This is a genomic window from Pseudomonas sp. SB113 (genome assembly GCF_040754745.1).
Classification (GTDB): domain Bacteria; phylum Pseudomonadota; class Gammaproteobacteria; order Pseudomonadales; family Pseudomonadaceae; genus Aquipseudomonas; species Aquipseudomonas grimontii.
This window is the reverse complement of sequence record NZ_JBFMHW010000023.1, coordinates 92,118-105,545: the sequence shown is the minus strand read 5'-3', so window position 1 is coordinate 105,545 and position 13,428 is coordinate 92,118. Positions and strand designations below refer to the sequence as shown.

The 13,428-nt window shown below is 60.8% G+C and carries 8 protein-coding genes; 6 read left to right on the top strand and 2 right to left on the bottom strand.

The genetic code is table 11. The features are described from left to right. Positions 1-200: 200 nt before the first annotated feature. Genes recC through AB1462_RS25075 form a run of 6 tightly spaced genes read left to right on the top strand, consistent with a single transcriptional unit; the run spans position 201 to position 11,748 of the window. Positions 201-3,650, top strand: coding sequence for an exodeoxyribonuclease V subunit gamma (gene recC / locus AB1462_RS25100; protein ID WP_367248150.1), 3,450 nt, complete (start codon positions 201-203; stop codon positions 3,648-3,650). Further along, a complete protein-coding gene (gene recB / locus AB1462_RS25095; protein WP_367248148.1) occupies positions 3,647-7,321 on the top strand; it encodes an exodeoxyribonuclease V subunit beta in 3,675 nt (1,224 codons plus the stop codon). The genes recC and recB overlap by 4 nt, the downstream gene beginning before the upstream one ends. Next, positions 7,318-9,423, top strand: a complete 2,106-nt coding sequence (gene recD / locus AB1462_RS25090) for an exodeoxyribonuclease V subunit alpha (protein WP_259194555.1) — start codon at positions 7,318-7,320, stop codon at positions 9,421-9,423. Before recB ends, recD begins: the two co-directional genes overlap by 4 nt. A 12-nt stretch (positions 9,424-9,435) precedes the next feature. Next, a complete protein-coding gene (locus AB1462_RS25085; RefSeq protein WP_090400766.1) occupies positions 9,436-10,002 on the top strand; it encodes a YfiR family protein in 567 nt (188 codons plus the stop codon). Further along, on the top strand, positions 9,999-11,252 hold the full coding sequence (locus AB1462_RS25080; RefSeq protein WP_090400765.1) for a diguanylate cyclase: 1,254 nt from the start codon (positions 9,999-10,001) through the stop codon (positions 11,250-11,252). The genes AB1462_RS25085 and AB1462_RS25080 overlap by 4 nt, the downstream gene beginning before the upstream one ends. A gap of 4 nt (positions 11,253-11,256) precedes the next feature. Beyond that, positions 11,257-11,748 (top strand): OmpA family protein, encoded by a 492-nt coding sequence (locus tag AB1462_RS25075; RefSeq protein WP_090400764.1) that lies wholly within the window; start codon positions 11,257-11,259, stop codon positions 11,746-11,748. Between the two features lie 127 nt (positions 11,749-11,875). On the opposite strand, the gene AB1462_RS25070 is transcribed toward AB1462_RS25075, so the two are convergent. Further along, positions 11,876-12,166, bottom strand: coding sequence for a DUF3077 domain-containing protein (locus AB1462_RS25070; protein WP_367248146.1), 291 nt, complete (start codon positions 12,164-12,166; stop codon positions 11,876-11,878). A gap of 604 nt (positions 12,167-12,770) precedes the next feature. After that, positions 12,771-13,427 (bottom strand): MAE_28990/MAE_18760 family HEPN-like nuclease, encoded by a 657-nt coding sequence (locus tag AB1462_RS25065; RefSeq protein ID WP_367248144.1) that lies wholly within the window; start codon positions 13,425-13,427, stop codon positions 12,771-12,773. Between the last annotated feature and the right edge of the window lies 1 nt (position 13,428).

Below are 13,428 nucleotides of genomic sequence, written 5' to 3'. Positions count from 1 at the left end.
TGAAACGATGCATCGCCGATGGTAGTGTGGGGTTTCCCCATGTGAGAGTAGGTCATCGTCAAGATTAAATTCCGAAACCCCATTTGCGAAAGCAGGTGGGGTTTTGTTTTGCTCGGTCGAAAAGTGCGAAGAGGCGCCTCGGGGTGGCCTTCAGTGCTAAAGTCCATGCCCTCGATTTTGCTTTTCCCAAGGAAGCCGTTATGCCGGATGCGACGTCCCTCAGCGCTGGATTCATGGTGGTTCACGGCAACCGCTTGGACGAACTGCGCAGCCTGGTGGTGAGTTGGATGCGTCGTTACCCGCTGGCGCCCCTGGAAAACGAAATCGCCCTGGTACAAAGCAACGGCATTGCCCAGTGGCTCAAACTGGCCTTGGCTGAAGATCCGGAAGATGACGATATGGGGGGCTGTGGAATCGCCGCAGCCATCGATGTACAGCTCCCTGGCAGCTTCATGTGGCAGCTTTACCGCATGGTACTGGGACGTGACGAAATCCCTCCAAAATCCCTGCTCGATAAAGCGCCGCTCACTTGGCGCCTGATGCGACTGCTCCCGGAACTCATCAATCAACAGCACTTCGAGCCGTTGCAGCGCTTTTTGACCCACGACTCTGATCTGCGCAAACGCTACCAACTGGCGGAACGACTGGCGGACCTGTTCGACCAATACCAGGTCTACCGTGCCGACTGGCTGGAGGACTGGGCCGCTGGCCGTCATCAATTGCGTAACGGTCGAGGCGAATCAAAGCCACTTAACCCTGCCAACTGCTGGCAGGCCGAGTTATGGCGTGCGCTGTTGTTGGACGTAGGTGAAGAGGGCATGGCTGAAAGCCGCGCCGGCGTGCATCAGCGCTTCATCGAACGTATCAATGCACTTGAGGAGGCACCGAAGGGACTGCCTTCTCGGGTGATTGTCTTCGGGATCTCGTCCTTACCCGCCCAAGCGCTCGAAGCGCTGGCCGGTCTGGCCCGTTTCAGTCAAGTCCTGCTGTGTGTGCACAATCCGTGTCGCCACCATTGGTCCGACATCGTGGCCGACAAAGACCTGCTGCGTAACGAATATAAACGCCAGGCGCGCAAAGCCGGAATGCCCGTTACCATCGACCCACAAACCCTGCACCAGCATGCCCATCCGCTGCTGGCCGCCTGGGGCAAACAAGGTCGTGACTACATCAGCCTGCTGGACAGTTACGACGATCCCAACAGCTACCGCGCGGCTTTTCGCGATGGTCGAATCGACCTGTTCAGCGACAGCGAGCCCACCACACTGCTCAACCAGCTTCAGGACGACATTCTCGAACTGCGCCCACTCAATGAGACTCGTGAGCTATGGCCCGCTGTCGATTTAGAGCGTGATACATCCATCCGCTTCCACATTGCCCACAGCGCCCAACGCGAAGTGGAGATTCTCCACGACCAATTGCTCCAACGCTTCAGCGCCGACCCCATGCTTCGCCCAAGGGACATCATCGTCATGGTCCCCGACGTCGACAGCTATGCGCCGCATATTCGCGCGGTATTCGGTCAACTGGACAGAATCGATCCCCGCTTCATCCCCTTCACCCTGACCGATCAAGGCCAGCGCGGCCGCGATCCCCTGCTGATCGCCGTCGAACACCTGCTCAAACTCCCCGATAGCCGCTTTCCCGTCAGCGAGATTCTCGACCTGTTGGACGTCCCGGCCTTGCGCGAACGCTTCGCTATCAAGGAGCGCGATCTGCCTACGCTGCACCGCTGGATTGAAGGCGCCGGTATCCGTTGGGGGCTCAACGCCGAGCAACGCGCGGGTCTCGGTCTGCCGAGTGAGCTGGAACAAAACAGCTGGCGATTTGGCCTTCGCCGTATGCTTCTAGGCTATGCCGTCGGCACCGGTGCGGCCTGCGAAGGCATTGAGCCTTACGACGAAATCGGCGGGCTTGATGCGGCCTTGATCGGCCCGCTGGTCGCTTTACTCGATGCGCTCAGCGATGCCCATCAAGCGCTGTCACAACCCGCAGCGCCCCACGAATGGGGCGAACGTCTGCAACGCCTGATGCAACTATTCTTTCTACCCAGCAGCGAGCACGACGACTACCTGTTGGGTCAGCTTGAGCAACTTAGAGAAACCTGGTTGGAAACCTGCGAGTCCGTCGGCCTGCAGGATGAGTTACCGCTTACCGTAGTCCGCGAAGCCTGGCTGGCCGGCCTGGACCAAGGCCGTCTGTCCCAGCGCTTCCTCGCCGGAGCTGTCAATTTCTGCACCTTGATGCCCATGCGCGCGATTCCATTCAAGCTGGTGTGCCTGCTCGGCATGAACGACGGCGACTACCCACGCGCCCAGCCACCGCTGGATTTTGACCTGATGGGCAGCGACTACCGTCCCGGCGACCGTTCGCGCCGCGAAGACGACCGTTACCTGCTACTCGAAGCCCTGCTGTCCGCCCGCGATCAGCTTTATATCAGCTGGGTCGGCCGTAGCATCCGCGATAACAGCGAGCGCCCGGCCTCTGTACTCATTGGCCAATTGCGGGACCATATCGCCAGTGGCTGGCACAACGCACAAGAAACGCCGCTACTGGACGCGATGACTCAGGAACACCCGCTTCAACCCTTCAGCGCCCGCTACTTCCACGACGGTGATCCGCTGTTCAGCTACGCCCGCGAATGGCAGTTACTCCACGAAGCAGCGGATACCGTGTCAAAAGAAGACCCACTGGCGCAGCACCAACAAGAAGAACCCCTGAGCCTCGGCCAGCTACAGGATTTCCTGCGCAACCCGGTCAAACACTTCTTCAGCCAGCGTCTGAAAGTGTTCTTCGAAGCCGCCGAAGTACCGTTGGCCGATGAAGAGCCCTTCGTGCTTGACGCGCTGCAACGCTACAGCCTGAGCGATAGCCTATTGAACGCTGCGCTGTCCCAGCCCGAGCACCTCGACCAGGCCCTCAACGCCCAGGCCCTGCGGTTGCAAGGCAGTGGCTTGTTGCCGATGGTCGGCTTCGGCGAGTGCCTGCGCAACGAACTTATTGAGCCCCTGCCCGACTTGTTGCAACGCTACCAGCACTTGTTGGCTCTCTGGCCAACGCCACACACCGCTGCAGAACCGATCAGTTTCGAGCATCAAGGTATAGCGCTGGAAGGCTGGATCAGCGGGCTGCATCGACGCAGTGATGGCGGATTGTTAAGTGTGACCACCATCCCCAATAGCATCGGGTCGATCAAAACACGCAAATGGCATCGCCTGATCCGTCCCTGGGTCAATCATGTGGTGGCCTGCGCCTGCGGCCTGTCGTTGAGCACGGGGTTGGTGGCCAGTGACGATACGTTGCTACTGGCCCCGCTGGATCAGCCCATCGCCCGGGAAATCCTCGGCAACCTGCTGTTGGCCTGGCACAACGGCATGAGCGAACCGCTCCCGGTCGCCGTCAAGACAGCCTTCGCCTGGCTCAGCCAAACCGATCCGGCCAAAGCCCACGCCGCCGCGAGCAAAGCCTATGAAGGCGACGGCCTGACCACCGACGGTGAGCGCCGCGAAACCCCGGCGCTCACCCGACAGTTTCCCGATTACGCCGCCCTGGTCGCCAGCGAAGAATTCGAAGGCTGGTGCGAAACCTTGTATCGACCGCTCATCAACGCCCCATGGCGATCACTCACAGGCGAGGAGGCCGGCGCATGAGCAGCAAACCCTTGGCCCTGGCCTTCCCGTTGCATGGCAGTCAGCTGATTGAAGCCAGCGCCGGCACCGGCAAGACCTTCACCATCTCCGCCTTGTACCTGCGCCTGGTCCTTGGCCACGGTGGTGATGAGTCCGGTTTCGGTCGTGAACTGTTACCGCCGCAAATCCTCGTGGTGACCTTTACCGATGCCGCCACCAAAGAGCTGCGTGAGCGCATCCGCATTCGTTTGGCCGAAGCCGCGCGTTTCTTTCGCGAGGAGATTGAACAGCCCGACACGTTGATCGCCGACCTGCGTGCGCAATACCTCCCCGAGCAATGGCCCGCCTGCGCCAACCGCCTGGACATCGCTGCCCAGTGGATGGATGAAGCGGCGGTTTCCACGATTCACAGTTGGTGCCAGCGCATGCTGCGCGAACACGCGTTCGACAGCGGCAGCCTGTTCACCCAGACCTTGGAAACCGATCACAGCGACCTGCTCGGCGAAGTGCTGCGCGATTATTGGCGGCTGTTTTGCTACCCGATGCACGACGACGCGCTCAATTGGGTACGCAGCAACTGGGGCGGCCCGGCCGCGTTGATGCCACGCGTACGCGCACTGTTCGGCAGTGAGCGGCCGACCGACGAGCCCCGCGAGCCCGCCGAGCTGATCAACGCCTGCCTGCAAGAGCGCCGCGAAGCGCTGGTCGCACTCAAAGCCCCTTGGCAGCAATGGGCTGCCGAGTTGCGCGAAATCTGCCTGCAAGCCGTGGCCGCCAAAGCCGTCGACGGCCGCAAGATGCAAGCGCGTTACTTCGAGCCCTGGTTCGAAAAGATCAGCGCCTGGGCCGCTGACGAAACCCTCGAGCAACTGGACATTGGCACCGGCTTCACCCGCCTCACCCCCGACGGCATGGCCGAAGCCTGGAAGGGCGACCCGCCGCAACACCCCGGCATCGACGCCATGGCCAGCCTCAAGGCCGCCCTCGACGCGCTGCCAACCCCCGACGCCGCCGTGTTGCAACACGCAGCCGGTTGGGTCGGTAAACGCTTCGAAGAAGAAAAACGCCGTCGTGCCGAAATGGGCTTTGACGACATGCTGATCCGCCTCAACGCCGCCCTGCAAGCCGATGGCGGCGAGCGCCTGGCCAGTGTGATCCGCGAGCAGTTCCCGGTGGCCCTGATCGATGAATTCCAGGACACCGACCCGGTGCAATACAGCATCTTCGACAGCATCTACCGTATCGAAGAGAACCACCTCGACAGCGGCCTGTTCCTGATTGGCGACCCCAAGCAAGCGATCTACGCCTTCCGCGGCGCCGATATCTACACCTACCTGCGCGCGCGTAAATCCACGATCGGCCGTCATCACACCCTGGGCACCAACTTCCGTTCCAGCCATGCGATGGTCGAGGCGGTGAACCATGTGTTCCAGCGGGCGGAAATGGGCCGGGGCGCGTTCCTGTTCCGGGAGTCGAATGGCGACAACCCGGTGCCGTTCCACCCGGTGTTATCCCAAGACCGCAAGGAGAAGTTGCAGGTCGACGGCCAAACGTTGCCGGCGATGAACCTTTGGCACCTGCCCACCGACCAGCCGGTTTCCAACGCTGTATACCGCCAACAACTGGCCGGCGCCTGTGCAACGCACATTGTCGAGTTGCTCAACGGCGGGCAGCAAGGTACGGCGGGTTTCCTGCAAGCGGACGACAGCTTCAAAGGCGTACTGCCGTCGGACATCGCCATCCTCGTGCGCGACGGCAAGGAAGCCCAAGCCGTGCGCGCCGAGTTGGCCGCCCGTGGCGTGCGCAGCGTGTACCTGTCGGATAAGGACTCGGTCTTCGCCGCCCAGGAAGCCCACGATCTGCTCGCCTGGCTCAAGGCCTGTGCCGAGCCGGACGTCGAGCGGCCGCTGCGGGCAGCCCTGGCTTGCGTCACCTTGAACCTGTCACTGCCGGAACTGGAGCGTCTGAACCAGGACGAACTGGCGTGGGAAAGCCGCGTGATGCAGTTCCGTGGCTACCGCGCGATCTGGCGTACCCAAGGCGTGCTGCCGATGCTGCGTCGCCTGCTGCACGACTTCAAGCTGCCGCAAACCCTGATTGCCCGTAGTGACGGTGAACGTGTGCTGACCAACCTCTTGCACCTCAGCGAGTTGTTGCAACAAGCCGCGTCGGAACTGGACGGTGAACAGGCGTTGATCCGTCACTTGGCCGAACACCTCGCGTTGTCCGGCCAAGCCGGTGAAGAGCAAGTCCTGCGCCTGGAAAGTGATGAGCAACTGGTCAAGGTCGTGACCATTCACAAATCCAAGGGCCTGGAATACGACCTGGTCTTCCTGCCTTTCATCTGCTCGGTCAAGCCGGTCGACGGTAGTCGCCTACCGCTGCATTACCACGATGAACACGGCAAATCCCACGTCAGCCTGCGCCCGACCGCCGAGTTGATCGCCCAGGCCGACGATGAGCGCCTGGCCGAAGACCTGCGTTTGTTCTACGTGGCCCTGACCCGCGCCAAACATGCCTGCTGGCTCGGCGTCGCCGACCTCAAGCGTGGCAACAGCAACAGCTCGGTATTGCACCTGTCAGCGTTGGGTTACTTGCTCGGTGCCGGTGCGTCGTTGAGCGAATCCGCCGGCCTCGCGCGTTGGCTGCTGGATCTTCAGGACGGCTGCCCGGCCATCCACTACGCCGCTGTGCCCGACGCCCAAGACATCCTGTTCCACCCGCCGCGCAACACCGCCAACTTGCTCGCTCCCTTGTTGCCTAAGCGCAAGGCCGCCGAGAACTGGTGGATCGCGTCCTACAGTGCCTTGCGTATTGGCGACAGCATGAGTGTCGCCCACCTCGAGGCGCCCGAAAGCCCACAGGCGCAAAAGCTGTTCGATGACGAACGCCTCGATCCCGACGCACCGCGTGAAGTGGCGGCGTCCGGCGCAGACATTCACCGTTTCCCACGCGGTCCGAACCCCGGCACCTTCCTTCACGGTCTGCTGGAGTGGGCCGGGGAAGAAGGCTTCAATGTGACGCCGCAAGCTATCGAACACGCCGTAGGCGCGCGCTGCAATCGCCGCAACTGGGAAGGCTGGATCGTCACCCTCAGCCACTGGCTGGGCCATCTGCTGCAAACGCCGCTGCCGGTGGATAACGACCAGGTCGCGCTGAGCAACCTGCAGCACTACCAGATCGAAATGGAGTTCTGGTTCGCCAGCCATAAAGTCGACGTGCTCGCCCTCGACAAGCTGGTGTGCCAGTACACCCACGACGGCGTCTCCCGTGTCTCAGCCGAACCGGTGCTGCTCAACGGCATGTTCAAGGGTTTTATCGACCTGACTTTCGAACACGATGGCCGCTATTACGTGGCTGACTACAAATCGAACTGGCTCGGCCCCGACGATTCGGCCTACACCCAGGACGCCATGGAACAGTCGATCCTCGAGCATCGGTACGACCTGCAATACGTGCTTTACCTGCTCGCGCTGCATCGTCAACTCAAGGCACGCCTGCCGGACTACGACTACGACCGTCATGTCGGCGGCGCGTTGTACCTGTTCCTGCGCGGCACCCAGGCTGTCAGCCGAGGGGCGTTTTTCACCCGGCCGCCACGGGAACTGATCGAAAGCCTGGACCTGCTGTTCCAGGGCAAGCCCATCCCGCCCAAGGTTGAGCCCGCCTGGGAACAAGGAGTGTTGTTATGAGCCTGTCGCCGTTACCGCTTGAGGCGTTAGCGCCCTTGAGCCGCGCCGCCGACCTGGTGCACCTGCTGGAGCGTTGGGTTGAGCGGGGTTGGCTGCGGGCGTTGGACAAGGCCTTCGTGGGCTTCCTGCACGAACTCGATCCACACGCCGACCCCTTGGTGCTACTGGCGGCGGCGCTGACCAGCCATCAACTGGGCCACGGCCATGTGTGCCTGGACCTGTTCGAAACCCTCAAAGCGCCGGATTTTGCCCTGTCCTTGCCGCCCGAAGGCGACCTGCAAACCGGCGCCATGCTACTGCCGTCGCAGTTGCTCGACGGCCTCGACGGCGCCCACTGGTGCCATGCACTGGCCGTCAGCCCGTTGGTCGCCCTGGCGGTGGACGGCAGCGAATCGGCACACAGCCGTCCCCTGGTACTGTCGGGAAAACGTCTGTACCTGCGCCGCTACTGGACCTACGAGCGACGCATCGACACCGCCTTGCGCCTGCGTCTCGCCACCCAGGAAAGCGTCGCCGCCGATTTGCCCCAGCGCTTGAATGGCTTGTTTGACCAGCCGGCGCCCGATGGCGTGATCGACTGGCAGAAACTCGCCTGCGCCCTGGCCACCCGCGGTGCATTCAGCATCGTCACCGGCGGGCCCGGCACCGGCAAGACCACCACCGTGGTGCGCCTGCTCGCGTTGTTGCAGGCGCCTGCCGTAGAGTCCGGCAGTCCGTTGCGCATCCGCTTGGCCGCGCCTACCGGTAAAGCCGCCGCGCGCTTGACCGAATCCATCAGCCAGCAAGTGCTGTCGTTGAAAGTGCCGCAAAGCGTGAAGGAAAAGATCCCGACCCAGGTCACCACGGTGCACCGCTTGCTGGGCAGCCGTCCGGGCACTCGGCACTTCCGCCATCACCTTGGCAACCCATTGCCCCTGGATGTGCTGGTGGTGGACGAAGCCTCGATGATCGACCTGGAAATGATGGCTAACCTGCTGGACGCGTTACCGCCCCATGCCCGCCTGGTGTTGCTGGGCGACAAGGACCAACTCGCCTCGGTAGAGGCCGGCGCCGTGCTCGGTGATTTGTGCCGCGACGCCGAAGCTGGCTGGTACAGCCCCCACACCCGCCAATGGCTGCAAACTGTCAGTGGCGAAGACCTCAGCGCCAGTGGCCTGCACGAAGACCTTGATGGCAGCCATCCCCTGGCGCAGCAAGTGGTGATGCTGCGCTACTCGCGCCGTTTCGGCGAAGGCAGCGGCATCGGCCAACTGGCGCGCTGGGTCAACCAGCAAAATGCCGAAGAGGCCCGCAAGCTGCTGGCCGCGGGCAGCCACCGCGACCTGTTCTGCGTCAGCCTCAAAGGCGAGCACGACCACGCCCTGGAGCGCCTGGTGCTGGACGGGCAGGGCGACGGCGCCGAGGGTTATCGCCATTACCTCAACCTGCTGCACAGCGCGCGGCCCGCCGTCGACACCCCGCGTGACGACCTCGCCTGGACCCAATGGGCACAACAGCTGCTGCAAGCCTTTGATGCGTTCCAACTGCTCTGCGCCGTACGCAAGGGCCCTTGGGGAGTGGAGGGGCTGAACCTGCGCATCACGGCCGCCTTGCGCAAAGTGCGGCTGATCGAGGGTGATGAGCAATGGTACGAAGGCCGCCCGGTGCTGATGACCCGCAACGATTACGGCCTGGGCTTGATGAACGGCGATATAGGCATCGCCCTCAAACTGCCTGAAAGCGATGGCGGGCCCCAGGTGCTGCGCGTTGCTTTCCCACGTAACGATGGCCAGGGCGGCGTGCGATTTGTACTTCCCAGTCGTCTCAATGATGTGGAAACTGTGTACGCCATGACCGTGCACAAATCCCAGGGCTCGGAATTCACCCACACCGCGCTGATCCTGCCGGACGCGCTGAACCCGGTACTTACCAAAGAGTTGATCTACACCGGTATTACCCGCGCCAAGCGCTGGTTCAGCCTGATCGAACCCCGTGGTGGCGTGTTTGAAGAGGCCGTGCGACGCAAGGTCAAACGCTTGAGTGGGTTGATGCTGGAGTTGGGTCAGGAGCCAGAAATATCTGATGCTGTGCTATCGTTGCGGCATCACCCCGAAAACACCTGAGAGTATCGCTGCATGAACGTGGCCGTCTCGCCTACAGAGCTTGGTTTGAGCTGGAGACGCCTGCTGCTGATGGCGGTTCTATGCCTGCTGGCGCCCCGCGTATTTGCCGAGGCTCCGGGCCCGGCTGACCAGCGCGCCCAGGCGGTCACCCAAGTGGTACTCGGTATCCTCAGCTATGCTCGCTGGCCAGTAGAGCCTGAGCAACTGCGCCTGTGCATCGTCGGCCCGACCCAATACACCGACGACCTGATCAAAGGCACCACCCAGGCCACCGGCCGTCCGGTGGTGGTGCAGCGCCTGCTGGTCGACCACCCCGATGTCGTCAACGCCTGCGATGCCGTGTACATCGGCAAACTCAGCAGTGACGAACGCAGCCGTCTGTTTGCCTCGTTGATCGGCCACCCGGTGCTCAGCATCAGCGAAGGCGGCGACCAGTGCACCGTGGGCAGCCTGTTCTGCCTGCGGGTAGGCGATGAGCAAGTGTCGTTTGAGGTCAACCTCGACTCGGTGGCGCGCAGCGGCGTGCGCATTCATCCCAGCGTGTTGCAACTGTCCCGTCGACGGGCACCTGCGCCATGAAAGTGCGACCGACCCTGCGTTCGGTCATCGGCCGAGGGCACCTGATCCTCGCGCTGATGGCGGTGACCCTGGCCAGTGTGTCCCTGACCCTGCTCGGCGTATTGGCGCTACGGGTCTATGCCGAACATAACCTGCACCTGATCGCTCGCTCCATCAACTACACCGTGGAAGCGGCGGTGGTGTTCAATGACCGCGCCGCAGCCACCGAAGCCCTCAGCCTTATCGCCTCAACCGAGGAAGTCGCCGAGGCCGAAGTATTCGATGCCAATGGCAAGCTGTTGGCGTATTGGACGCGCCCGGAAACCGGGATGCTGTCGCGGGTCGAACTGGAACTGGCGCACGCCTTGCTCGAACAACCCATCATCCAGCCGATCCTCCATCAGGGGCGAACCATCGGCAGCATTCATTTGACCGGCCACGGCGGCAGCCTGCTGCGTTTTCTGCTGAGCGGCCTGGCGGGAATCCTGATCTGCACCGCCCTCAGCGCCTGGGTCGCCCTGTACTTGGCGCGGCGTCTGTTGCGCGGTATTACGGAGCCGCTGCAAAGCCTCGCTGCCGTGGCCCACGCCGCCCGCAGCGAGCGCGACTTCGACCGTCGCGTGCCGCCGGCCCGCATCGCCGAACTGGACAGCCTGGGCAGCGACTTCAATGCCCTGCTCGGCGAGATGGAAGCCTGGCAAAACCACCTGCAAAGTGAAAACGAGACCCTTGCGCACAAGGCCAACCACGACAGCCTCACCGGCTTGCCCAACCGCGCATTTTTTGAAGGCCGCCTGATTCGTGCGCTGCGCAGCGCCGCCAAAGCCAAGGAACAGGTGGCTGTGCTGTACCTCGACAGCGACCGTTTCAAAGAGATCAATGACAGCTTCGGCCATGCCGCAGGCGATGCCGTGCTTGTGGCCGTCGCCGAGCGCGTGCGTGCGCAATTGCGTGAAGATGACCTGGTGGCGCGCCTGGGCGGCGATGAGTTCGCCATCCTGCTGGCACCGCTGTACAAGGTGGAAGACGCCCAGCGCATCGCCGACAAAATCATCGCCAGCATGGACATGCCGATTGTTGTGCCTGGCGACACCCAGGTGTTGACCTCCCTCAGTATTGGTATCGCCATCTACCCCGAGCACGGCGTCACACCCGGCACCTTGCTCAATGCCGCCGATGCGGCGATGTACCAGGCCAAGCGATTGTCCTCGGGTGGCCAGCAAACGGCGGAGTCGGAGAGCCCCGTCGTCAACGTTCAACACAGGAGTTGATCCCTTGTTCTCGACCGCGCGTTTTATGTTTATCACCCTGCTGGTGGCACTGCTCGCCCTTGGCGGCTGCCAAACAGCGCCCCACAAAGGCCTCACCCCGGCGCAAGTCGCCGTGCTCCAGCAACAAGGCTTCGAGCTTACCGATGACGGCTGGGCGTTCGGCCTGTCCGGTAAAGTGCTGTTTGGCAGTGATGTCGAAGCCCTTAACCAACCCAGCACCGACATCGTCCAACGCATCGGCAAAGCCCTGCTGGGCGTAGGCATCGAACGCGTACGCATCGACGGCCACACCGACGCATCGGGCAAGGAAACCTACAACCAGCAACTGTCCCTGCGCCGTGCCAAAAGCGTGGCGACGGTGCTGCAAGGCGTGGGCATGAAAGAAGAAAACATCCAGCTGCGTGGGCTGGGCAGCAGTAAACCGGTGGCCACCAACGACACAGCGGAAGGGCGCACCGAGAATCGGCGGGTGGCGATTGTGGTGATCGCGGACTGAGCCGGCAGTCCGATTTCAATCTGAAATCCAATCAAAATGTGGGAGGGGGCTTGCCCCCGATAGCAGTGTGTCAGCCAGTCCATTCGGTTCTGGCACTCCGCTATCGGGAGCAAGCCCCCTCCCACATTTAACTGCCCGGCGTCATCGCCTGCGTCAAGTCATCCACCACCGCCTTGCCCATCTCACACAGGTAATGCGCAGCCCACGCGTATTGCTCACCGCGCACATCCATGGCGGCTTCCATCGCGAGTTTCTTGGAGTAGAAGAGCAGGGTGGAGGCGTGTTCCAGTGCTTCGCCGATAGGCATGCCGGAATTGACGCGGAACAGCGGTTTTTGGTTTTCGCCGTAGTCGCCGAAGGTGACTACGCCGAGGGTGGTGAGGGAGGAAAGGGGTGGATCGGGGACGATCTTGGACATGGTTTTTCCTTAGGTTAATAAGTAGAAACCGCCACGGCACGTCGCTAAACATGGATAGGTGGCAGCTGTACGCAGGTTAGCGAACCGGTAACCTAGGGAACCCGGTAGACCCAAAGGTCTCCCGCGTACAGCCGCCATAACACGATAAGGCCGGCAAAAGCTACCGGCCAAAAGAGTTGAGGAAGTCGTACCTAAGTTTCTCGGGTCGCTAAACCCAGTCGCTGTTATGCAGCGCCCCGAGGAGGCTAGACACTCAAACCCTAAGGCGCAATAGGGTGGAGATTCTCTAGGAAACGTCCTGCAATTTAAAGGGAATCTTCGCAGGTGGCCTTTTCGATCCGCCAACGATGATTTCTCCTCGCAACTTTGTGCATCTCACCTACGGCCTTCGCGAATAACTGGACGCAATTTTAGAATCACCAAGAGAAGTGAATTACCCCGAATTCTCTAGATGCCCTGAAATCTTAGTTATAAAGGTATCTACAAAGAGAAGAGGAAATTCAGAAGCGCCCTATAACGAGCGCTAGCATTTGAAATTATCGCTTATACGAGTTTCGAAGAAAGCTGCGTGGCTGAGGAGCAGGGAGGAATAAATCCTCGCTTCTCAATTTAAAATCGGTGTTACCCTTTTGTAACCCTCAGTCGAGGCCGCATTAAGCAAGTCTGTTTTGTAGTCTCGCATCAATTGAAGAACTTCATCAACTAGTTCGCCGAACTCCTTGCTTGCCAAGTCCATATATTCTCCATGAGCCACCTTGTTGCGTCGATTTACTAGGCTTTCATCAATAAGGTTGAATTTCGTTGAGTACTGTTCTATATCGATGTCTAGTGAGGTGGCGATGTTGGTGAATACTTTTGATGTAAGGTTCGACTCAGTATTAATGGCTGAAGACATTTGCATATGTGCGGGCTCCCCTAATTCAGATAGGATGAAGTCAAAGGCTTTGATGTTTGGGCCAGCTTTCCGAGAGTCGGATAACATTTGTAGTTTGCCTTTTAGCCCAAAAACTGCAAAGCAGCTTTTTAATTCTCGATAGGTGTGACCTCGATGATGAACAAAATTTAAGTATTGCTCGGAGGATGCCTTTATAAAACCCTCCCAGTGCGCATAAACGAGTGTTACTCCTGCGCGTATGAAGAATTTTTTTTCTGGACTGCCGCCTTTTGAAGCAACTCTGAAGGCACCGATCTCTTTCACTCGCCAGCCCATTTCCGAGTCCAGAGCATCTTGTAATTGGTCTAATGTACGGATATCTGGCATC